Here is a 22,250-nt window from a genome sequence, read left to right as displayed (position 1 = left end):
AGGCCGTCACCGGTCTCCACCGCCGGGCCCTAGGAAGCGGACCGCTGCTCCTCCAGCGCGACCAGCTCGAAGGCCGTCTTGCCGTCCAGGGACTCGCGGATGATGTCGGCGTGTCCGGCGTGCCGGGCCGTCTCGCGGATCAGGTGGAGACAGAGCCAGCGCAGCGAGACCGCGCCGTCCGGGGGGAACCAGGGGGCGGAAGGCAGCGGGAAGGTGTCGTCCAGGCTGGGCGCGGAGCGGATCAGCTTCTCCGTCCCCGCGGCCACCTCCGCCCAGTACGCGAGCTGCTGCGCGACCGTCTCGTCGTCGGTGAGCCGGAAGCACTCGTGCCAGTTCGACTGGTCCCGCTCCACCGCCGGCGCCTCCTGCCGGGCGCGGGCCTGCCACGCCTGCTCGACCTCGGCGACGTGCTTCAGCAGCCCGCCCAGCGACAGTTCGCTCGCGCTGGGCCGGGTGCGCGCCTGCTCCTCCGTCAGGCCCAGCAGGGCCCGGCGGATGCCTCCCCGCTGCTCCTCCAGGAACGCCAGCAGTGCCCCGCGCTCGTCGCCCGGCGCCTCGGCTCCCACATGAGTGACCATGACCGTCCGCCTCTTCCTCGGCTCCCGCCGGGGCCGTCCGCCCCGACACCGACGAAGCTACGGGGCATCGAGGTCAGATCCTGTCCTCATTGGCCCGTGACGGCGAAGTTTCTCGCGGCGGCTCAGAAGGGGAAGTCGCTGCGCCCGTGCTGCACCGAGATCCACTTGGTGGTGGTGAACGCCTCCAGGGTCGTCTCGCCGTTCAGCCTGCCGGTGCCGGAGTGCTTCTCACCGCCGAAGGGCACGATCGGCTCGTCGTGCACGGTGCCGTCGTTCACATGGAACATCCCGGTGTCGATCCGCCGTGCGAAGGCCACCCCGCGCTCGATGTCACCGGTGTGGACGGCTCCGCTGAGCCCGTAGGGGGTGTCGTTGACGATCCGGACCGCCTCCTCCTCACCGTCGAACGGAACGAGGAAGACGACCGGCCCGAAGACCTCCTGCCGCAGCAGCTCCGACCCCTCGGGCACGTCGGTCAGCACGCTGGGCGCGACCAGGTTCCCCTCCACCGAACCCTGCACCAGGGCGGTGGCCCCCTCCGCCAGCGCCTGCTCGACCACGGCCGAAAGGGCGTTCGCCTGCGTGGAGTTGATGACGGGACCGATGACCGTGGCCGGGTCGCGCGGGTCGCCCACCGGCAGCGAGCGCACCTTGGCGACGAACTTCTCGGTGAACTCCTCCGCCACCGAACGGTCCACCAGCACCCGGTTGGCGGCCATGCAGGCCTGCCCCTGGTGCACGAACCGGCTGAAGACGGCCGCGTCCACCGCGTAGTCGAGGTCGGCGTCGTCCAGCACCACCAGGGCGCTGTTGCCGCCGAGTTCGAGCACCACCCGCTTGAAGTTCGCGGCGCACACGGTGGCGACGTGGCGGCCGGTGCCGTCGGAGCCGGTGAAGGAGATGACCCGCGGCACCGGGTGCTCGATGAAGGCGTCCCCGATCTCCGCGATGTCGGTGACGACCACGTTGAGCAGCCCCCCGGGCAGGCCCGCCTCCTCGAAGAGCCGGCCGATCAGGGTGCCGCCCGCGATCGGGGTGTTCTGGTGCGGCTTGAGCACCACGCCGTTGCCGAGCGCGAGCGCCGGGGCGACCGACTTCAGCGACAGCAGGAAGGGGAAGTTGAAGGGGCTGATCACACCCACCACGCCGACCGGGACCCGGTAGAGGCGGTTCTCCTTGCCCTCCAGCGGCGAGGGCAGGATGCGGCCCTCGGGGGACAGCGCCAGGTGCACCGCCTCGCGCAGGAACTCCTTGGCCAGGTGCAGCTCGAAGCCGGCCTTCACGCGGGTGCCGCCCAGCTCGGTGACGATCAGCTCGGCGATCTCCTCCTCGCGCTCCTCCAGCAGGGCGAGGGCCCGCTCGAAGACCGCGCGACGCGCGTAGGGGCTGGTGAGCGCCCATTCCTTCTGGACGCGCTCGGCGGCCCGGTACGCCTGGTCGACCTCGTCGGCCGAGGCCACGGTGATCGAGGCCAGCTTCTCGTCGTCGTACGGGTTGAAGTCGATGACGTCCCAGGAGCCGGTGCCCGGCCGCCATTCGCCGTCGATGTACTGCTGGGCCAGGTCGCTGAAAAAGGCCGCCATGTGATCCCTCAATCGTGAGCGTACGGCTGAGTCACGCCAGGTGCTGATCACGGGCCATCGTACTGGTGCGCTACGGAGAGCGAGGAGTACGCGACTCCTCAACTCCCTTGTATGTCACACCTGTTCGGCGAGCCTTCGGATGAGGTCGCGGCTCTCCTCAGGACCCGGACTGTCCTGCTGGAGTTCCTTCAGGGCGTGCTCGTACTGGGCGACGTCCTCGCGCTTGTCCAGGTAGAGCGCGCTGGTGAGCTGCTCCAGGTAGACCACGTCGGAGAGGTCCGACTCGGGGAAGCTGAGCAGGGTGAAGGCGCCGCTCTCCCCGGAGTGTCCGCCGAAGGCGAAGGGCATGACCTGAAGGCGCACGTTGGGCCGCTCGGAGACCTCGATCAGGTGCCTGAGCTGGCCGCGCATGACGTCGCGGTCGCCGTAGGGGCGGTGCAGGGCGGCCTCGTCGAGCACGATGTGGAACTCGGGCGCGTGGTCGCCGAGCAGATGCTTCTGCCGCTCCAGGCGCAGCGCCACCCGCCGCTCCACGTCCGCCGCGCTCGCGCCCCGCATGCCGCGCCGGACCACCGCGCGGGCGTAGTCCTCGGTCTGGAGCAGGCCGTGCACGAACTGCACCTCGTAGACCCGGATGAGGTGCGCGGCGCCCTCCAGGCCCACATAGGTGGGAAACCAGCTCGGCAGCACGTCGGAGTAACTGTGCCACCAGCCCGCCACGTTGGCCTCCCGCGCGAGGGAGAGCAGGGACTCGCGCTCCGCCTCGTCGTCGATGCCGTAGAGCGTCAACAGGTCTTCGACGTCCCTGGTCTTGAAGCTCACCCGGCCCAGTTCCATCCGGCTGATCTTCGATTCGGAGGCGCGGATCGAGTAACCCGCTGCCTCGCGTGTGATCCCCCGCGCTTCACGCAGCCGCCTGAGTTGCGAGCCGAGCAGCATCCGCCGCACCACCGATCCGGGCTCTCCCGCGCTCACGTACGTCGCCTCCCCAACCATCCGCAAGTGCCTGAGTCTGCCACTAAAACACTTCAAGCAGTACTCGTACGGTTACGGAAACGGAAAGAGGCGAACCGTTTCTGCTCGCCAGAGGTCACGACCACTGGCGCCGGAACACGCCCCGATGGCGGAAAAAATGGCCAAGAAGCGGTACGCGCAGGGCGATTTCGGCCGCGTGCACGTGCATCTGCCCTTGCATCTGCTGTGCGCATCCGAAACCATGGGTGCCGCGCCACCGCTGCCTCGCAACGACCGCGAATCCCGGGAGTGCCTCGCATGGGGACGAATGGATCGACCATGCTCAAGCCGTTACGGCAGGGCCTTCCTCCGCTGGACCCCTCGGCCGTGTCCGACGCCGCCTCCTGCGCGCTGCCGGCCCGCTACGAGGCCGTCCGCGAGGCGCGGAACTTCACCCGCTCCACCCTCCGCGGGTGGGATGTCGGCGACCGCTTCGACGACGTCGCCCTGATCGTCTCCGAACTCGTCACCAACGCGCTGCGCCATGCCATGCCCGCCGAACTCCCGCCCGGTGCCGGGCAGTCGGCGCCCGTCCGGCTGCATCTGCTGCACTGGACCGGACGCCTCGTGTGCGCGGTACGCGACCCGAGCGGCGAGAGCCCGGTGCCGCGCGAGACCGAGGACGACTTCTCCGCCGAGTCCGGGCGCGGGCTGCTGCTGGTGGAGTCCTTCGCGGACGGCTGGGGCTGGCACCCGGTACTGGGCGACGGCGGGGGCAAGCTGGTGTGGGCGCTGTTCCGGCTCGGGAAGGACGAGCTCGGGCAGGGCGACCTCGGTTAGGGGACCTCGGTCAGGGCGCTCGACGCCCGACTCCCCTGCTGGTCAGGCATGTTGACATCGTTGCCGTACCGGCTGCCGCCCGGGGCCGCCGACGGCGGGGTCAGCCGGCGATGAGGTGGTCGAACTCGCCGTCCTTGATGCCGAGCAGCATCGCCTCGATCTCCGCGCGGGTGTAGACCAGCGCGGGACCGTCCGGGAAGCGCGAGTTGCGCACCGCGACCTCGCCGCCGGGCAGCCGCGCGAACTCCACGCAGGAACCCTGGGAGTTGCTGTGGCGGCTCTTCTGCCAGGCCACGCCGTCCAACTGCGTGGCAGCCATGCCGTTGTACACGTCGTACCCCCCGTACACGCCGTCAACGTAGCGGTCCACAGGTCGCTCCCCGCTGTGCACTGTCTGATGTGGCCATGGTCGATCGACCCGGATCATAACCTTGTTCATGTGCAGATGAATGGGCAGATGCACGTGCACGGCGGGTGTTCCCGCGGTTACAGCTTTGACGTCCGCTTTACCCGAGCCGCCTGGGGCAGGTGGTGTTGACGCGTCTGCCCGAAAGCGGCTCCGGGCATGCGCGAGCGGGCGCCGCGCCCGCGCTTCCGCGCCAGGTAGTCCAGAACGGAACGTCCCGCCTCCGGGGGAGACGCGCGCCGGGCCCTTGTTGTTGCCCGGTGTCCCGGATTCCCCCGGGTAACGGCTGGTAACTTGCTGCGGACCTCCGGCTCTGGGGGGCCTCGCGCACGGCCGGCGGGGCGACCGGCTACTGGTTGGGAGCTTGACGTGACGACGGCGAAGGTACGGGCCGCTGCGGCGGCGGGACTGGTGGGCGCTCTCGCGCTGACCGTGACGGCGTGCGGCGGGGACGGCTCCCCGGACGACTCCCCCGCCACGAGCAGCGCGGCCCCGGCCCCCTCCGGTTCGGACGGCTCCGGCGGCGCGGGGGCCTCGGACCGGCTCCAGGGCAGTTGGATCACCACCGGCGGCGGCAAGATCGTGGCGCTGGTCATCACCGGCAGGCAGGCCGGGCTCTTCGTCACCGGCGGCACGGTGTGCAGCGGTACGGCGGGTGAGCAGGCGGGCCATGGCGTGATCCGGCTCACCTGCCAGAGCGGGGACGACAGCCGGGCCGAGGGCACGGTCGACTCCGTCGACGGCAAGGCGCTGAAGGTGACCTGGAAGGGCAGTGCCGGGTCGGAGTCGTACACCAGGGCGGAGGGCGGCAAGCTGCCCACCGGGCTCCCGACGAGTCTCCAGCCCTCGTAGGGGTCCTCGTCCTGGTGAATCGGCGGGGGTGCGTGCTCGGCCCCCGTGCCGAGGCGCCATGATGCGGGGAGACGTCACGACCTCGATGGGACCAGTACATGCGCCGCGTCATTCCGCTCACCCTCACCGCTCTCGCCGCCGCCCTCGCCCTGACCGCCTGCGACGACGGCGGCAGTGGCGGCGCGGACGGCGCCAAGAGCAAGGCCGGATCGGGCTGCGCGACCGGCGCGGTGGCCCTGGAGGTCGGCTCCGCGAGCGTCGCGCCCGCCGCCGGGGACACCGGCGAGGTGCCGGTCAGCATCACCAACCAGAGCGCCCCCTGCACCCTGGACCACTTCCCCGGCGTCGTCCTGCGCCAGGGCGACCGCTCGGTGAAGCTGCCGGTCAGCGAGGGCGCCCAGGCCCAGACCCTGAAGCTGGCCAAGGGCGCCTCGGCGACCTTCACCGTCTCCTACACCCGCGGCGCGGACGGCGACGCGAAGGCGCTCGACGCCGGCACCATGGAGGTCACCCTGCCGGGCGGCGGCGACGCGAAGAGCTTCCCCTGGAAGTTCGGCCCGGTGGCGGCCAAGGGCACGGACTCGGCGAACGCCTCGGTGAGCGCGTTCCAGCAGGTCGGCGACTAGGGCTCCGCCCGGGGGCGGGGGCTCGGCGGGCCGGGGTCCCACAGCCTGCGGCCGGCCCCGCCAGCCCGTGGCGGCCGGGCGCCTGCCCGCGGCCGGCTTCCGCGCGGTCACTCCACCTCAGGGGCGGCCCATGTCCGGGAAGCGATCACGGACCGGGCCCGACCGACCTCGGCTCGGCAGCCTGGCGACCCGACGGCCTGCGGCCGATGCGGCCGGGCTCATGGCGGCCGGGTGGGACCCCGCGACCGGATGCCGCGCGGCCACGCCCCCCCTAGGGGCGACCGGACATCGTCCGCGAAACGGTCACGGAGCGGGTCCCGCCGGCCTCGGTATGGCCGCCCGGAGCCCGACAGCCTGCGGCCGGCCCGGCCGGCCCAATGACGGCCGGGCGCCTGCCTGCGGCCACTCCGTCGTGAACACGCCTTCTTAGGGCGGACGGAGCGTCGCCCGGGAAAGCGGCACCGGGCCTGGCCGGCCTCGGTGCGGTCACGCCACCGTCCCGCATGCGGTGGCGCCGGGTCTCACGGCAGTCTCGGGCGGGACCTCACCTGGGCCTTGTCCGCCGCCTTCGCTCCCTCCGTCCAGCCGGCCTCGTCGTTGATGCCGCGCAGGCGGGTGGTGGTCGTGCGGGGAAACATGGTTTCCAGGCGGTCGGTGACGGCGGTTTCGCGGGTGACCAGTACCGGGAGCAGGTCCTCGCTGACCTGGCTTTCGGCGGCGGCCGTGAGGCGGTCCCCGACGCGGTGGGCGTAGGCGGCGAGGAACGACTGGCGGAAGGTCTTGGTCCGCTTGCGGCCCCCGGCCCGCTGGGCGGCCTCGGCCTTGGCCATCGCGTGCGTGGCCTGCACCAGCAGCGAGGTGTACAGCAGCTCGACCGCCTCAAGGTCGGCCTCGAAACCGACGACCGTGGAGAAGGCGTACGGCTCGTTCCACACCGCGCGGCAGTGGTTGGCCCGGGCGACCGCGTCCAGCAGTACGGCCTTGGCCTGCTCGTACGGCGGCTCGACGCCTATCCGGCAGGCGCCGGGCGCGTCCGGCGCCGGGGCGGAGGCGGCGAGCAGCGCCTCGTCGACGCTGTGCCGGGCCATCAGCTCCTGCGCCTTGGCGGTGAGCGCCTCGGCCTCCTCCGGGTATCCGGTGCCCTCGGCCTTGGCGAGCAGGGCGCGGATACGGCCGAGCGTGCGGGACGCGCCGGGTCCGGCGGGCCGGCGGGGTTCCTCCAGCGCTTCCAGCGTGGGCAGGCGCAGCAACAGCCGGTACAGCTCCAGGACGGTGGTGGCGTGCGAGAAGCGGTCGGCGGGGCGGGTCTCGGGCTGCTCGGCGAGGGCGTCGAGCTGGGCGGTCCAGCGGGGCCCGCGAGGCCGGTCCTTCGGGGCCTGGGCGCGGATCAGCGCGGCGGCGAGGCCGAGATGGGCGTCCTCCAGCTCTCGCCGCACCAGCCGCGCCACGTCGGCGGGCTGCCACCCGCGCTGCCAGGCGGCCGCCATGAACTCCTCGCCGCGGCGGGCGAGTTCATCGTCGGCACCGGTGTCGGCGGCGAGCAGGGACGCGCCGGTGTCGAGTCCCGAGTCGGTGTCGTCGTAGAGAGCGGCCGCGAAGGCGCGTTCGACGGTGCTGGCAGTGCTGGTCACGTGGTCGATCGTGCCACGACGGGCCGACAGTCCGCCGACACTGTCCACAGCCTGTGGAAAACCTGCCGGACTCACCGGCATCCGACTGTCAACCACCGGTTGACACCCCACCACTGTCAACCTACGGTTGTCACATGGCGACCAACCCGAAAGTCACGGCATCCGTACGCCTCGACGACCTCATCGAGGCCATCAAGACCGCCCACGCCGAACCCCTCGAACAGCTCCAGGACGCGGTGATCGCCGCGGACCACCTGGGTGACGTGGCCGACCATCTGATCGGCCACTTCGTGGACCAGGCCCGCCGCTCCGGCGCGTCCTGGACGGACATCGGCAAGAGCATGGGTGTGACCCGGCAGGCGGCGCAGAAGCGGTTCGTCTCCAAGGAGTCGGCCGACCTCGACCCCAGCCAGGGCTTCAGCCGCTACACCCCGCGCGCCCGCAACGTCGTCATGGCCGCGCACAACGCCGCGGTGACCGCCCGCAACGCCGAGGGCCGTCCCGAGCACCTCGTCCTCGGCCTGCTGGCCGAACCGGAGGGCCTCGCGGTGAAGGCCATGGAGGCACAGGGAGTGGAGGCCGACGCCGTACGCCGGGCGGCGGCCGCCGCGCTCCCCCCGGCCACCGGCACCACCCCCGACCTGGTCCCCTACGGCCCCGAGGCCAAGAAGGCCCTGGAACTCACCTTCCGCGAGGCGCTCCGGCTCGGCCACAACTACATCGGCACCGAGCACATCCTGCTGGCCCTGCTGGAGCAGGAGAACGGCACCGGCGTCCTGGCCAGCCTCGGCATCACCAAGGAGGGCACGGAGGAGTACGTGAACCGGGTGCTGGCCCTGCTCCTGGAGCAGAAGAAGGCCGCCACCACGGCCCAGCAGGCGGCCACCCACCCGGACGACGGGCAGGACAGCTGACCCACACGGCCGAAGCGCAGCTCAGGCCGGTTGTCAGACCCCCCTGCCACACTCAAACGCATGACCGACCGGTGGGCGCTCGCACCGGCCGAGGACGGTGGCGTGGACGTCGCCCCCCTCGGCCGGGACGGGCTGCCCGCGGGTCCGGTCCGGCGCGAGAGCGATCTCGCCCAGGCGGTGCGGAGCCGCCCGGAGACCGGACGCTGGGTGTGGAGGTCGACCGCCGAGGTCTATCCGCGCCTGCTCGCCACGGGGGTGCGGGTAGAGCGGTGCTACGACGTCGAGGACGCCGAGACCCTGCTCCTGGGCCACGAGGGGCGGCACGGCGAACCACGCTCGGCCGCCGCCGCCCTGGCCCGCCTCCGGGGCGGTCCCGTACCGCCCGACCCACCGCAGCGCGCGGCCGAACCGGGCGCGCAGTCCTCACTGTTCGAACCGACCGGCACCCGGATGCCGCTGACCGACCTCCTGGAGGTCTACGCCGAGCAGCAGCGAAGACACGAGCGGACCGCCCACCCCGACCGGATGCGCCTGCTGACCAGCGCGGAGTCGGCGGGGATGCTGGTGGCCGCCGAGATGAACCGCGCGGGCCTGCCCTGGCGCGCGGACGTGCACCGCGCGCTGCTCACCGAGCTGCTGGGCGAGCGGTACGCGGGCGGCGGCGAACCGCGCCGGCTGGCCGAGCTGGCCGACGAGGTCTCCGCGGCCTTCGGCCACCGGGTCCGCCCCGACCTCCCGGCCGATGTGGTCAGGGCTTTCGCGCGGGCCGGGATCAAGGTCGGCTCCACCCGCCGCTGGGAGCTGCGCTCCGTGGACCACCCGGCCGTGGCCCCCCTGCTGGAGTACAAGCGGCTGTACCGCATCTGGGTGGCGCACGGCTGGTCCTGGCTGCGGGACTGGGTGCGCGAGGGGCGGTTCCGTCCGGAGTTCCACGCGGGCGGCACGGTCACCGGGCGCTGGGTCACCAACGGCGGGGGCGCGCTGCAGATCCCCAAGGTGATCCGCCGCGCGGTGGTGGCCGACCCCGGCTGGCGGCTGGTGGTGGCCGACGCGGCCCAGATGGAGCCCAGGGTGCTGGCGGCGATCTCCCGCGACCCCGGCCTGATGGAGGTGGCGGCCCGCGAGGGCGACCTCTACCAGGCGGTGTCCGACCGCTCCTTCTCCGGCGACCGCGACCAGGCCAAGCTGGCCGTCCTCGGCGCGGTCTACGGCCAGACCGCGGGTGACGGCCTGAAGAACCTGGCCGCGCTGCGCCGCCGCTACCCGAGGGCGGTGGCCTACGTGGACGAGGCGGCCCGCGCGGGCGAGGAGGGGCGCCTGGTCCGCACCTGGCTGGGCCGCACCTGCCCGCCCGCGGCCGGGACGGGCGCGGACGTGGCGGAGGAGGCGGGCATTCCGCTGGGCGACGAGCGCGGGGACACGGCCGCCGACCGGGGCCGCGGCCGGTTCGCCCGCAACTTCGTCGTCCAGGGCAGCGCGGCCGACTGGGCGCTGCTGCTCCTCGCCGCTCTGCGGCGCGCCTGCGCGGGCCTCGCCGCCGAGCTGGTCTTCTTCCAGCACGACGAGGTGATCGTGCACTGCCCCGCCGAGGAGGCCGAGCAGGTCGCCGAGGCCATCAGGGAAGCCTCCGCCCTGGCGGCCCGCCTCACCTTCGGCGACACCCCGGTCCGCTTCCCCTTCAGCACCGCCGTGGTGGAGTGCTACGCCGACGCCAAGTGAGCGCGCGCCACCTGTGCGACCATGGCCGGCAGAGCTCGAACGCGGCTCCTGGACGAGTGCGCCGTACCCAGCCCACGACAAGACGGCGCGTGGGAGTTCGACATGGGATGGATCGCGCTCGTGATCTCCGGAATGCTGGAAGCGGTATGGGCGACGGCCCTCGGCAAGTCACAGGGCTTCAGCCGCCCGGTCCCGTCCATCGTGTTCGTCCTGGGCCTGCTGCTGAGCATGTCCGGTCTCGCCTTCGCCCTCCGCACGGTCCCGGTCAGCACCGGCTACGCGGTCTGGGTCGGCATCGGAGCGGCCCTCACGGCGGCCTACGCGATGCTCTTCGGCGGTGAGCCGGCCAGTACGGTCAAGATCCTGCTGCTGCTCGGGATCATCGCGTGCGTGGCGGGACTGAAGCTGACGCACTGAGCGGTTGTCCGGGCGGCCGGACGTGCCCCCGAGACTGCCCTTCGGGTCCTTCCGGGACCGAGGTGGGCGCGGGGACACTGCGCGGGAACGTGTCATCCCCTGCCGAAGGAGCAGCGTGCGCAAGCACGAGGAGCCCGACACCGCACCGGCCCGGTCCCGCCGCCCGGCCGCCCGCCCCGCCGTTGCCGTTCCGGCGCGGGCCCCGGCCTCGCTGCGCGCACTGCAGCGCAGCGTGGGGAACGCGACGGTGGCCCGCATGCTCTCCCCGCGCGACGAGGAGGCCGGCGGCCCCTTCGTCCAGCGGCGGTCCAGTGTCCACGACGTGCTGCGCTCCGCCGGCCGGCCCCTGGAACCCGGGGTCCGCGCCGAGATGGAGGGCCGGTTCGGCGGCGCCGACTTCGGTGACGTACGTGTGCACAAGGACCCGGCGGCGCAGCGCTCGGCGGCGGAGATCGGCGCCCGCGCCTACACCTCCGGGCGGCACATCGTCATCGGCGAGAACGGCGCGGACAAGCACACGCTGGCCCACGAGCTGACCCATGTCGTCCAGCAGCGCTCGGGCCCGGTCGCCGGGACGGACACCGGCCAGGGCCTGCGCCTCAGCGACCCCTCCGACCGGTTCGAACGGGAGGCGGAGGCCAACGCCCACCGGGTCATGTCGGGTGGCGGCCACAGCCACCCGGCGCCGGCCGGCCCGGCCCCCGAGGGCGGACGGGCGCCCGTCCAGCGCTACGTCGAGATCTCGCCCGGTGACGCCAACTACCCTTCCAAGCACCGTCGTTCGTCCATCGGCTCCAACAAGAGCGCCGAGAGCGACGACCACTTCTTCCCCAGCCAGCAGGAGGCGAGCGGCAGTTACTTCTCGGACGCGCAATCCCGTACGGCCAACATCAGCTTCAACGGAAGTGCCCCGCTGCGCCTCTCGGACAGCTTCGACCTGGCGATCGAGCAGGGGCCCGGCGAGTCGAAGGTCTTCTTCGCCACCGAGAACCACATCCGCGCCGCCAACGAGGCGCTCGCCGGCCGGGTGCGGCTGCGTCAGGGTTCCCGCTTCCTGAAGGTGACGGGCGAGTCCGGTGAGCTGCGGCTCTACCAGGTCAAGCCGATGGTGGAGACGAAGCGGACCGGCGCGGCCGGGGCGCTGGGCATGACGAGGAAGGCCACCGGTCTCTCCGTACTCACCCCGCAACGCTGCAACGAGATGGCGGAGTTCGTCACCGGCAAGAAGGGCCTGTCCTCGCAGGGCATCGGCGCCTGGGAGAACTTCCTGGCCCGAGTCCTCGACCTCGTCGACGGCGGCGGCAGCGCGTACCTGGACGGCGTCAAGGAGGCGTTCCAGAAGGGTGTCGCCGGGGACAAGGACGCGTATCTGTCCTACTCCCAGACGATGAGCCGCACCTTCCAGAGCCTGAAGACGGCGAACTCGCCGGAACTCGACGCCGCCCTGCGCGAGCTGGGCCTCAACGAGTTCCTGCCGCCCCCGCCGCCCGGCTCCGCCCTGGTGACGGTCGGCTACGGCGACGCGGCCCAGGAGGAGTCCCGCGACCGCGACAACACCTTCGAGTACCACTTCGGCGCCACCGTGGCGACCAGCGGCAACGACTACGTGACCATGGAGAACTACGCCCGCCGCGACCCCGGCGTGGGCAACGCCACCGCCTCCAGCGGCGACCCCTTGTTCTACTTCAAGATGTACGGCACCCGCCCCGACGCCGGCGACACCTGGCACGGCACCCAAGTCGCCACCGGCGGCTTCATCGGCGCGATCCTCTCGATCACCCTGGAGGGCTGACCGCCCGGGCACCGCGCGGACAACAGAAAACCCCAGGCCGTCCGACCTGGGGTTTCTCAGCGGAGCCGCTTTCGGGATTCGAACCCGAGACCTACGCATTACGAGTGCGTTGCTCTGGCCATCTGAGCTAAAGCGGCGTGTTGGACGCACCGGGGTGCGATCGGCAACGTCGGTAAGTCTACACAGGTTCGAGGGGTGGTTCGCACCGGGCCCCGGCCCGCGGGGGCCCGGTGCGGCGAAGGTCAGGTGCAGCGTTTGCCGGGGGCGGGCGGGGTGCCGTGGAGGAGGTAGGCGTTGATCGCGGAGTCGACGCAGGCGCTGCCGCGGCCGTAGGCGGTGTGGCCGTCGCCCTCGTAGGTGAGGAGGCGGCCGGAGGAGAGCTGGCGGGAGAGGGACTGGGCCCAGCGGTACGGGGTGGCCGGGTCGCGGGTGGTACCGACGACCACGATGGGCCCCGCGCCCTTCGCCTCGACGCGGTGCGGCTCGCCGGTCGCCTTGACCGGCCAGTACGTGCAGTTCAGGGCGGACCAGGCGAGGTTGGGCCCGAACACCGGGGACGCCTTCTCGAACTGCGGCAGCGCCTGCTCCACCTGCTCCGGGCTCTCGAAGGCGGGCGGCAGGTCGAGGCAGTTCACGGCCGCGTTGGCCATCATCAGGTTGCTGTAGTGACCGCGGGAGTCACGCTCGTAGTAGCTGTCGGACAGGGTCAGCAGGCCCGCACCGTCGTTCTCGTCCATCGCGGAGTTAAGCGCCTCGCGGAGCTGTTCCCACATGTTCTGGTCGTACATCGCGGCGATCACGCCGATGGTCGCCAGCGACTCGGTCAGGCGGCGGCCGTCCGCGTCGCCGGCCGGGATCGGGTGGGCGTCGAGCGCCCGGAAGAACTTCTCCAGGCGCTCGCCGACCTGCGCGGGAGTCGCGTCCTTGCCGTCCAGCGGGCAGTCGGCATGCTTGACGCAGTCCGCCGAGAACGCCCGGAACGCTGTCTCGAAGCCCGCCGTCTGGTCCAGGTTGATCTGCCGGGCATCGAGCGAGGGGTCCATCGCGCCGTCCAGCACCACCCGGCCGGTACGGCGCGGGAACAGCCCGGCGTAGGTCGCGCCGAGGAACGTGCCGTACGAGGCGCCCACGTAGTTCAGCTTCTTGTCGCCGAGCAGTTCGCGCAGGACGTCCATGTCGCGGGCCGCCTCGACGGTGGAGACGTGCCGGAGCAGCTTCGCGGAGTGCTCCCCGCAGGCCTCGGCGAACTTCCGGTCGGCGCCGACCAGGGCGTCCGTCTCCCTGGCGTCGTCCGGGGTCATGTCCGTCTGGGTGAACGCGTCCATCTCGCGGCCGTCCAGGCACTCCACGGGCTCGCTGCGGGCCACCCCGCGCGGGTCGACGGCGACCATGTCGTACCGGGCCCGGACCTCGGCGGGGTAGCCGATGCCCGCGTAACTCTGGAGGTACGCGATCGCGGAGCCGCCGGGACCGCCCGGATTGACCAATAGCGAGCCGAGCGGCTTGCCCTTGCCCGTGGCCTTCTTGCGGGCGACGGCCAGCTTGATGTCGCCGGAGGCGGGCTTGTCGTAGTCGAGCGGCACCTTCATCGTGGCGCACTCGAAGCCGGGGGCGCCGCACTCCCGCCAGCTCAGCCTCTGCGTGTAGTACGGCGCCAGCGCCGAGGGCGTCGACATCGGCAGCGCGGCCAGCGCCGCACCCACCGTGCCGTCCGAGCCCGTACCGCTCGCGCCGCAGCCGGACACGAGCAGCGCGGACGCCGCGAGCAGGGCCGCCGCCATCCGGACCGTGGCGCGGGAGGCGGCCAGGGGCAGGAGCGAGCGGCGCGCCAGGGGCGGCCGGGCGGGCGGGGGCGACGGGGAGGGCCTGGTGTCCATCAGGCGAGCGTAACGTTGTGCGACGCCTCGTGTGCTCTGCGTCCGGGTTGTGGCGTGCTCACCCTGCCCGCAGGGCCATCGTCATCGCCTCCACCGCCAGCAGCGGGGCCACATTGCGGTCCAGGGCGTCGCGGCAGGCGGCGATGGCCTCGATGCGGCGCAGCGTGGACTCCGGGGAGCCCGCCCCGGCGATGCGCTGGAGGGCGTCCTCGGCGTCCTCGTTGGCGATGGCCACGCGGGAGCCGAGCTGGAGGGCGAGCACGTCACGGTAGAAGCCGGTGAGGTCGCCCAGGGCGACGTCGAGGCTGTCGCGCTGGGTGCGGGTGCGGCGCCGCTTCTGCATGTCCTCCAGGTCCTTCATCACCCCGGCCGTGCCACGCGGCAGCCTGCCGCCCTGGGCGGCACCGAGCGCGGCCTTCAGCTCGTCGGTCTCCTTGCCGTCCATCTCCTCGGCGAGCTGCTTGGCGTCCTCGGCGGCGGCGTCGACCAGCTCCTGGGCGGCCTTGAGGCAGCCGCCCACCTCCTCGACACGCAGCGGCAGCTTCAGCACCGAGGCGCGCCGACGGCGGGCCTCGGGGTCGGTGGCCAGGCGCCGGGCGCGGTCGACGTGCCCCTGGGTGGCACGGGCGGCGGCCGCGGCGACCTCGGGCTCGACGCCGTCGCGGCGCACCAGCATGTCGGCGACGGCCGCGACCGGCGGGGTGCGCAGGTTCAGGTGGCGGCAGCGGGAGCGGATGGTCGGCAGCACGTCCTCGATGGAGGGCGCGCACAGCAGCCAGACCGTGCGCGGGGCGGGCTCCTCGACGGCCTTGAGGACCGCGTTGGCCGACTTCTCGTTCAGCCGCTCGGCGTCCTCGACCAGGATGATCTGCCAGCGGCCGTTCGCCGGGCTGGTGTACGACTTGCGGACCGTGTCCCGCATGTCCCTGACCAGGATCTCCGCGCCCACGGCCGCGACCGAGGACACGTCCGCGTGGGTGCCCAGCAGCGCGGTGTGGCAGCCGTCGCAGAAGCCGCAGCCGGGGGTGCCGCCGAGGGCGCGGTCGGGGCTCACGCACTGGAGGGCGGCGGCGAAGGCGCGCGCCGCCTGGTTGCGGCCCGCACCGGGCGGCCCGGTGAACAGCCAGGCGTGGGTCATCTTCGACGCCTCGGGCGGCGGCTGGTCGGCCGCGGCGGCCGTGACGAGCGCGTCGGCGTCCCGCGCGGCCGCCTCCAGCGCCGCGCTCACCTTCTCCTGCCCGACGAGGTCGTCCCAGACGCTCATGGGTCACGCCGCCCTTTCCGTCACTTCGTGTTCCGTCCTCCATTGTGCGGGGGGCCACCGACAGTGCCGCCCGCACGGCGAAGGGCGGCGCCCTCCGCCGCGCCGAAGCGCCCGGTGGACACCGCCCTCCGCTTCCGTCCGGTCAGCCGCGCCGGCCCCGGCCGCGTCGGCCGCCGTCGTCGTGCCGGTCCCGCTCGTCGTGCTCGTCGTAGGACCCGAGCAGTTCGTCCGCGAGCGACGGCAGGTCGTCCAGCGGGGTCTCCTCGGCCCAGTCGGGGCGCGGGCGCCGGGGCTTGCCGTCGGCACCGAGCTGCGGGATCTCGCGGGTGCGGTCCTCCGCGTCGTCGCGGACCGGCGGCAGGACGGCCGTCTCCTCGGCGGGGCTCACCGGGGGCAGTACGGCGGTCTCGTCGGCGTCCCGGTCGGAGAACTTCGGCAGCAGCGCCGTCTCGTCGGCCGCGCCCTGCGGGGCGGGCGGCTGCGGCAGCTCGGCCGTCACCTCGGCCTCGGAGCCGCCGTCGCGCACCGGGCGCAGCACGGCCGTGTCGTCACCCGCGCGGTTCGCCGGGGCGTCCGGCACCGCACGCTCGGGCTCGGACGGCTTGCGGGCCGCGGTGTCGGCCGCCGCGGCGGCCTCCGCCGCGCGCCTGCGGGCCTCCTCGGCGCGCAGCAGGGCGTCCTCGGCCTTGCGCTGCTTCTCCAGGCGCAGGGCCTCGGCCTCGGCGCGCTGCCGGGCCTCCTCCTCGGCCTGCTTGCGGCGCCGCTCCTCCTCGGCCCTGCGGCGGGCCTCCTCCTCGGCGCGGGCCCTCTCCTCGGCGAGGAGCCGCTGGCGCTCCTCCTCGGCACGGCGGTGCGCCTCCTCGGCGCGGCGCCGGGCCTCCTCCTCCTGCCGCTCGGCCTCGCGGCGCTGCGCCTCCTCCAGCTCGCGGCGCTTGCGCTCCTCCTCCTCGGCACGCAGCCGGGCGAGCTGCTCGGCGCGCTCGCGCGCCACCCGCTCCTCCTCGGCCTTGCGGGCGGCCTCGGCCTCGGCCTTGCGGCGGGCCTCCTCCTCGGCCTTCTTCCGCGCCTCCTCCTGGGCCTTGATCTCGGCCTCGGAGAGCGGCAGCACGGTGTCGAGCCGGTGCCGGATCACACTGGTGACGCCCTCGGGCTCCTGGCCGGCGTCCACGACCAGGTAGCGGCCGGGGTCGGCGGCGGCGAGGGTGAGGAAACCGGCCCGCACGCGCGCGTGGAACTCGGCCGGCTCCGACTCCAGCCGGTCCGGCGCCTCGGTGAAGCGCTCCCGCGCGATCTCCGGCGGCACGTCCAGCAGGACGGTCAGATGCGGGACGAGACCACCGGTGGCCCAGCGGTTGATACGGGCGATCTCGGTGGGCGACAGATCCCGGCCGGCGCCCTGGTAGGCGACGGAGGAGTCGATGTACCGGTCCGAGATGACGACCGCGCCGCGCTCCAGGGCGGGGCGTACGACGGTGTCGACGTGCTCGGCGCGGTCGGCCGCGTACAGCAGCGCCTCCGCGCGGTGCGACAGGCCGGCCTCCGACACGTCCAGCAGGATCGAGCGGAGCCGCTTGCCCACCGGGGTGGCACCGGGCTCGCGGGTGAGGACGACCTCGTGGCCCTTGGCCCTGATCCACTCGGCGAGGGCCTCGGCCTGGGTGGACTTGCCCGCGCCGTCGCCGCCCTCCAGGGAGATGAAGAAACCGTTCCCCGCGGGGGCGGTGACCGGGTCGTCGCCGCCGAGCAGGGCGTCCTTGATGTCCTGGCGCAGCGGGATGCCGGAGCGGTCGTCGACCTTGGCGAGGACCAGCACGGCCACCGGGAGCAGCAGCGCGCCGACCAGCATCAGGGTGAAGGAGGCACCGCCGTGCGCGAAGACGAAGCGGCCGTTCTCCAGCCGGTGGCGGCCGATGAGCCCGGCGACGACCGGGGCGATCAGGGCGCCGAGCGCCATGAAGACCCGGACGACCGCGTGCAGGTGCTCGGTGATCCGGGTGCGGCGGGAGTCCTCGGTCTCCTGGTCCAGCAGGGCGTGCCCGGTGTTGGCGGAGATGCCCGCGCCGACGCCGGCCAGGGTGAGGATCAGCAGGACGGTGGTGACGTCCGGGACGAGTCCGGCGGCCAGCAGGGCGATGCCGGTGAGCGCGATGGCCAGGGCGAGCAGCCGGCGCCGGGACAGCGAGGGCAGCAGCGCGGGCGCGGTACGGATGCCGACACCGACGCCGCCGGTCAGGCCCAGCACCAGGAGGCCGTAGAGCACCGGGCCGCCGCCCAGGTCGGAGGCGTGCAGCACGCACACCGCGACGGCGGCGGAGATGGCCCCGGCCACGGCCGCGCAGGCGATGACCAGCAGCAGCACGGCGCCGGTACGGCCCTTGTCGACGCCCGAGCCGGAACGCGGGCGGCGCAGGCCCTCCAGCGGGGAGCGCGGGCGCGGGGTGCGCGTGCCGGGCAGCTTCAGGGCGGTCAGCACGGACACCGAGGCGGCGAACAGGCCGGCCGCGACATAGGCGGCGAGGGCCGCGTGGTGCTGGTCGAACCAGGCGATGCCGGTGGCCAGCAGGTTGTTGAAGAGGGAGGCGGTGACCAGGACGGCGGCGGCCAGCGGCAGCGCCACGAAGCCGGTGCGCAGCGACAGGCGGCGCAGCGCGTCCAGGTGGTCCGGCAGGGGCCGCACCGACGCGCCCTCGGGGGGCGGGGCGGGCAGCAGCGCGGGGGCCGCGCTCTCCCGGCACACCGTCCACAGCCGCTCGGCGATGCCGGTGACGAAGGCGGTGGCCAGCAGGACGGTCAGGGCGTTGCCCGGCGTCCAGTCGATCCACAGCGGCGCCACGATCAGCAGCGCGGCCCGCACGCCGTCGGCGCCGACCATGGTCCAGCGCCGGTCGAGGGGGCCGTCCGGGGCGGTGAGCGTGGTCAGCGGGCCGAGCAGGACGGCACCGAAGAGCACGGTGGCCAGCACCCGGGCCCCGAAGACCGTCGCCACTGCGAACGCCGCGCCCCGGTAGCCCCCGCCGAGGGAGCCCTGGGCGACGGCCGCCTGGAGGACGAGCACCACCAGCACGAGCAGCGCGAGGGCGTCACCGACGCCGCTCACGAGCTGCGCGCTCCAGAGGCGGCGCAGGTCGGGTCGGCGCAGCAGTGAACGGACGGCGCGCTCGCGGGAATCCGCGACAAGGGCGTCGTCCGGTGCTGGTTGGGGGGCCGTTGGCTGCTCGGCTCGCGTCATGCGTTCAGCCTATCCGCAGCCACCCACCCCCATGCCCCCCTTGTCCCCACCCCTTCCCCGTCCCTCACTCCTTGATCCCGTAAGGGGCGCACGCCGGAGCGCGGAACACCCCGGTACCGAGGCCGGTACCGGGGTGTTCGCGAACGCGGAAGCGGGTGAGGGTCAGTCCTCCGAGCCGGAGCCCGTCGCCTTGGCCGCCGTCGTCTTCTTGGCGGTCGCCTTCTTCGCCGTGGTCTTCTTGGCGGCCGCCGTCGTCTTCTTGGCCGCCGTCTTCTTGGCGGCGGTCTTCTTCGCCGGGGCCGTCTTCTTGGCCGTGGCCTTCTTCGCCGTCTTCTTGGCCGGTGCCTTGGCCCGCTTCTCGGCGAGCAGCTCGTAGCCGCGCTCGGGGGTGATCTCCTCCACACTGTCGCCGGAGCGCAGCGTGGCGTTGGTCTCCCCGTCGGTCACGTACGGACCGAAGCGGCCGTCCTTGACCACGACCGGCTTGCCGGAGACCGGGTCCTCGCCCAGCTCCTTCAGCGGCGGCTTGGCGGCCGCCCGGCCACGCTGCTTGGGCTGGGCGTAGATCGCCAGCGCCTCCTCCAGCGTGATCGTGAAGAGCTGCTCCTCAGCCGTGAGCGAGCGCGAGTCCGTGCCCTTCTTCAGATACGGGCCGTAGCGGCCGTTCTGCGCGGTGATCTCCACGCCCTCGGCGTCGGTGCCGACCACGCGGGGCAGCGACATCAGCTTCAGGGCGTCCTCGAGCGTGACCGTGTCGAGCGCCATGGACTTGAACAGCGAGGCCGTGCGCGGCTTGACCGCGTTCTTGCCGGTCTTCGGGGTGCCCTCGGGGAGCACCTCGGTGACGTAGGGGCCGTAGCGGCCGTCCTTGGCGATGATCTGGTGGCCGCTGACCGGGTCGGTGCCCAGCTCGAAGTCGCCGCTGGGCTTGGCCAGCAGTTCCTCGGCCAGCTCGACGGTCAGCTCGTCCGGCGCCAGGTCCTCGGGGACGTCGGCGCGCTGGTGCTGCTCGGTGTCCTTCTCGCCCCGCTCGATGTACGGGCCGTAGCGGCCGACGCGCAGGACGATGCCGTCGCCGACCGGGAAGGAGGAGACCTCGCGGGCGTCGATCGCGCCCAGGTCGGTGACGAGTTCCTTCAGGCCGCCGAGGTGGTCGCCGTCGCCGTTGCCCGCCTCCGCGGCGGCGCCGGTGTCGAGGCCCTCGCCGAAGTAGAAGCGCCTGAGCCACGGCACGGACTGGGCCTCGCCGCGCGCGATGCGGTCGAGGTCGTCCTCCATGCGGGCGGTGAAGTCGTAGTCGACGAGCCGGCCGAAGTGCTTCTCCAGCAGGTTGACCACGGCGAAGGACAGGAAGGACGGCACCAGGGCCGTGCCCTTCTTGAAGACGTAGCCGCGGTCCAGGATCGTGCCGATGATCGACGCGTAGGTCGACGGGCGGCCGATCTCGCGCTCCTCCAGCTCCTTGACCAGGGACGCCTCGGTGTAGCGGGCCGGGGCCTTGGTGGCGTGGCCGTCGACCGTGATCTCGTCCGCGGCCAGCGGGTCGCCCTCGGAGACCTGGGGCAGCCGGCGCTCGCGGTCGTCCAGCTCGGCGTTGGGGTCGTCGGCGCCCTCGACGTACGCCTTCAGGAAGCCGTGGAAGGTGATCGTCTTGCCGGAGGCGCTGAACTCGACCTCCCGGCCGTCGGCGGAGGTGCCGCCGATCTTGACGGTCACGCTGTTGCCGGTCGCGTCCTTCATCTGGGAGGCGACGGTCCGCTTCCAGATCAGCTCGTACAGCCTGAACTGGTCGCCGGTCAGGCCGGTCTCGGCGGGGGTGCGGAAGCGGTCGCCGGAGGGGCGGATCGCCTCGTGCGCCTCCTGCGCGTTCTTGACCTTGCCCGCGTAGGAGCGGGGCTGCGGCGGGAGGTAGTCGGCCCCGTACAACTGCGTGACCTGGGCGCGGGCGGCGCCGATGGCCGTCTCGCTCAGGGTCGTGGAGTCGGTACGCATGTACGTGATGTAGCCGTTCTCGTACAGCTTCTGGGCGACCTGCATGGTCGCCTTCGCGCCGAAGCCGAGCTTGCGGCTGGCCTCCTGCTGGAGGGTCGTCGTACGGAACGGGGCGTACGGCGAGCGGCGGTAGGGCTTGGACTCCACCGAGCGCACGGAGAACCGGGTGGTCTCCAGGGCGGCGGCGAGCGCGCGGGCACCCGCCTCGTCGAGGTGGAGGGTGTTGGCGCTCTTGATCCGACCGAGGGAGTCGAAGTCGCGGCCCTGGGCGACACGCCGGCCGTCGACGCTCTGGAGGCGGGCGACCAGCGAGGACGGGTCCGAGGCGTCACCGGCGCGGCCGGTGGCGAAGGTGCCCGTCAGGTCCCAGTACTCGGCGGAGCGGAAGGCGATGCGCTCGCGCTCGCGCTCGACGATGAGCCGGGTGGCGACGGACTGCACACGGCCCGCCGACAGCTTCGGCATGACCTTCTTCCACAGGACCGGCGAGACCTCGTAGCCGTAGAGGCGATCGAGGATGCGGCGGGTCTCCTGGGCGTCGACCAGCTTCTTGTTCAGCTCGCGCGGGTTGGCGACGGCCTCGCGGATCGCGTCCTTGGTGATCTCGTGGAAGACCATCCGCTTCACGGGGATCTTCGGCTTGAGGACTTCCTGGAGGTGCCAGGCGATGGCCTCGCCCTCGCGGTCCTCATCGGTGGCGAGGAAGAGCTCGTCGGAGTCCTTCATCAGGTCCCGGAGCTTCTTCACCTGCGCCTTCTTGTCCGCGTTGATGACGTAGATCGGCGCGAAGTCGTGTTCCACGTCGACACCGAGGCGGCGGACCTCACCGGTGTACTTCTCCGGCACCTCGGCGGCGCCGCTGGGAAGGTCACGGATGTGCCCGACGCTCGCCTCGACTACGTATCCGGGGCCGAGGTAGCCCTTGATCGTCTTCGCCTTGGCAGGCGACTCGACGATGACGAGTCGGCGGCCGCCCTGTGCGGTCTCGCTGGTCGGGGACAACTTCGCTCTTCTCTCCGGTCGGCGCTGGGGTCCTCCCCCGGGCGCTCGTCCCTGGGGTCGCGGCGTGTGGTGGCTGGTGTGACGCTGCGGAGTGTGACGGTACATCCCGCCCCCGTGTCAAACGGGAAAAGCCCACAACGGCCACTCGAACGGTAACCCGACTACCGCCATTCCTGCCGCCCGGAGTACCCGCCGAGCGCCCACCCCAAGCCCGGAGCCCTCCTCTCCGGCCGCCGCCGCGCCGTTCCGGCCGACGCGATCAGGGACGCGTCAGGCAGTACGCGGCCAGCCCCAGGGAGACGAGCGCCGCGGCCGCCGCGGCCACTGCGGATGCGACCCGGTTCACACCGACGGCGACCGGTTCGGCGCGGCGCACCCGCACCCCGGTCCACACCATCAGAGCCCCTCCGAACAGCGTGAACACCGCTCCCGCGAACACCGCCGGCACGCTCTCCATGATCTATCCGCCCCTCCCGCGCGCCCGGCGCGGTCCGCAACCCTCCAGCGCGGGGGAGGCTGCCACGCCCGGTGGACGGCGGGGCGACGGCGGGATGAACGAACGGGGCCGGCTCCG

17 protein-coding genes, 1 tRNA gene and 1 riboswitch are annotated in these 22,250 nt (G+C 72.8%); of the genes, 7 read left to right on the top strand and 11 right to left on the bottom strand.

What is annotated here, in order from left to right:
* Positions 1 to 29 precede the first annotated feature (29 nt).
* The 3 genes from EV284_RS26225 to EV284_RS26215 form a co-directional block, all read right to left on the bottom strand.
* The gene (locus tag EV284_RS26225; RefSeq protein ID WP_130338300.1) at positions 30 to 578 is read right to left on the bottom strand and encodes a DinB family protein; all 549 of its coding nucleotides are present in this window, start codon (positions 576 to 578) and stop codon (positions 30 to 32) included.
* A gap of 122 nt (positions 579 to 700) precedes the next feature.
* On the bottom strand, positions 701 to 2,161 hold the full coding sequence (locus tag EV284_RS26220) for an aldehyde dehydrogenase family protein (protein ID WP_130338298.1): 1,461 nt from the start codon (positions 2,159 to 2,161) through the stop codon (positions 701 to 703).
* Between the two features lie 114 nt (positions 2,162 to 2,275).
* Positions 2,276 to 3,100, bottom strand: a complete 825-nt coding sequence (locus tag EV284_RS26215) for a helix-turn-helix transcriptional regulator (protein ID WP_130338491.1) — start codon at positions 3,098 to 3,100, stop codon at positions 2,276 to 2,278.
* 333 nt (positions 3,101 to 3,433) lie between these two features.
* On the opposite strand from EV284_RS26215, the gene EV284_RS26210 reads away from it, so the two are divergent.
* A complete protein-coding gene (locus EV284_RS26210) occupies positions 3,434 to 3,955 on the top strand; it encodes an ATP-binding protein (protein WP_207229135.1) in 522 nt (173 codons plus the stop codon).
* Between the two features lie 100 nt (positions 3,956 to 4,055).
* On the opposite strand, the gene EV284_RS26205 is transcribed toward EV284_RS26210, so the two are convergent.
* Positions 4,056 to 4,274 carry a DUF397 domain-containing protein gene (locus tag EV284_RS26205; RefSeq protein WP_202440822.1) on the bottom strand — a complete coding sequence of 73 codons (219 nt, stop codon included), beginning with the start codon at positions 4,272 to 4,274 and terminating at the stop codon, positions 4,056 to 4,058.
* Between the two features lie 456 nt (positions 4,275 to 4,730).
* On the opposite strand from EV284_RS26205, the gene EV284_RS26200 reads away from it, so the two are divergent.
* Complete coding sequence (locus EV284_RS26200) at positions 4,731 to 5,213, top strand: hypothetical protein (RefSeq protein ID WP_130338294.1); 483 nt, start codon at positions 4,731 to 4,733, stop codon at positions 5,211 to 5,213.
* A gap of 98 nt (positions 5,214 to 5,311) precedes the next feature.
* Entirely contained in the window at positions 5,312 to 5,839 is a 528-nt protein-coding gene (locus tag EV284_RS26195) for a DUF4232 domain-containing protein (protein ID WP_130338292.1), read from the top strand.
* Positions 5,840 to 6,360: 521 nt separating this feature from the next.
* On the opposite strand, the gene EV284_RS26190 is transcribed toward EV284_RS26195, so the two are convergent.
* A complete protein-coding gene (locus tag EV284_RS26190; protein WP_242625825.1) occupies positions 6,361 to 7,470 on the bottom strand; it encodes a DUF2786 domain-containing protein in 1,110 nt (369 codons plus the stop codon).
* A gap of 134 nt (positions 7,471 to 7,604) precedes the next feature.
* Between EV284_RS26190 and EV284_RS26185 the strand changes: the two genes are divergently transcribed.
* From EV284_RS26185 to EV284_RS33435, 4 genes are all read left to right on the top strand, one after another.
* A complete protein-coding gene (locus EV284_RS26185) occupies positions 7,605 to 8,384 on the top strand; it encodes a Clp protease N-terminal domain-containing protein (protein ID WP_130338290.1) in 780 nt (259 codons plus the stop codon).
* A 60-nt stretch (positions 8,385 to 8,444) separates the two neighbouring features.
* Positions 8,445 to 10,103 (top strand): bifunctional 3'-5' exonuclease/DNA polymerase, encoded by a 1,659-nt coding sequence (locus EV284_RS26180; protein WP_130338288.1) that lies wholly within the window; start codon positions 8,445 to 8,447, stop codon positions 10,101 to 10,103.
* Positions 10,104 to 10,131: 28 nt separating this feature from the next.
* Positions 10,132 to 10,195: riboswitch (guanidine-III (ykkC-III) riboswitch) on the top strand.
* 10 nt (positions 10,196 to 10,205) lie between these two features.
* Entirely contained in the window at positions 10,206 to 10,520 is a 315-nt protein-coding gene (locus tag EV284_RS26175) for a multidrug efflux SMR transporter (protein WP_086696515.1), read from the top strand.
* 115 nt (positions 10,521 to 10,635) lie between these two features.
* Positions 10,636 to 12,312: a DUF4157 domain-containing protein gene (locus EV284_RS33435; protein ID WP_242625824.1), complete on the top strand. Its 1,677-nt coding sequence runs from the start codon at positions 10,636 to 10,638 to the stop codon at positions 12,310 to 12,312.
* A gap of 63 nt (positions 12,313 to 12,375) precedes the next feature.
* Here EV284_RS33435 and EV284_RS26165 read toward each other — a convergent pair.
* From EV284_RS26165 to EV284_RS26140, 6 genes are all read right to left on the bottom strand, one after another.
* A tRNA-Thr gene (locus EV284_RS26165) sits at positions 12,376 to 12,449 on the bottom strand.
* A gap of 105 nt (positions 12,450 to 12,554) precedes the next feature.
* Entirely contained in the window at positions 12,555 to 14,093 is a 1,539-nt protein-coding gene (locus EV284_RS26160) for an alpha/beta hydrolase (protein WP_242625835.1), read from the bottom strand.
* A gap of 154 nt (positions 14,094 to 14,247) precedes the next feature.
* Positions 14,248 to 15,453 carry a DNA polymerase III subunit delta' gene (locus EV284_RS26155; protein WP_130338284.1) on the bottom strand — a complete coding sequence of 402 codons (1,206 nt, stop codon included), beginning with the start codon at positions 15,451 to 15,453 and terminating at the stop codon, positions 14,248 to 14,250.
* 142 nt (positions 15,454 to 15,595) lie between these two features.
* Positions 15,596 to 18,682, bottom strand: a complete 3,087-nt coding sequence (tmk, locus tag EV284_RS26150) for a dTMP kinase (RefSeq protein ID WP_130338282.1) — start codon at positions 18,680 to 18,682, stop codon at positions 15,596 to 15,598.
* A gap of 162 nt (positions 18,683 to 18,844) precedes the next feature.
* A complete protein-coding gene (gene topA, locus EV284_RS26145) occupies positions 18,845 to 21,676 on the bottom strand; it encodes a type I DNA topoisomerase (protein WP_130338280.1) in 2,832 nt (943 codons plus the stop codon).
* 259 nt (positions 21,677 to 21,935) lie between these two features.
* A complete protein-coding gene (locus tag EV284_RS26140) occupies positions 21,936 to 22,133 on the bottom strand; it encodes a hypothetical protein (RefSeq protein WP_130338278.1) in 198 nt (65 codons plus the stop codon).
* Between the last annotated feature and the right edge of the window lie 117 nt (positions 22,134 to 22,250).

Origin of the sequence: Streptomyces sp. BK022, from assembly GCF_004217355.1 — a bacterium.
Taxonomy (GTDB): domain Bacteria; phylum Actinomycetota; class Actinomycetes; order Streptomycetales; family Streptomycetaceae; genus Streptomyces; species Streptomyces griseoluteus.
The sequence above is the reverse complement of the archived record's forward strand: the minus strand, read 5'-3'. Positions and strand labels throughout refer to the sequence as shown.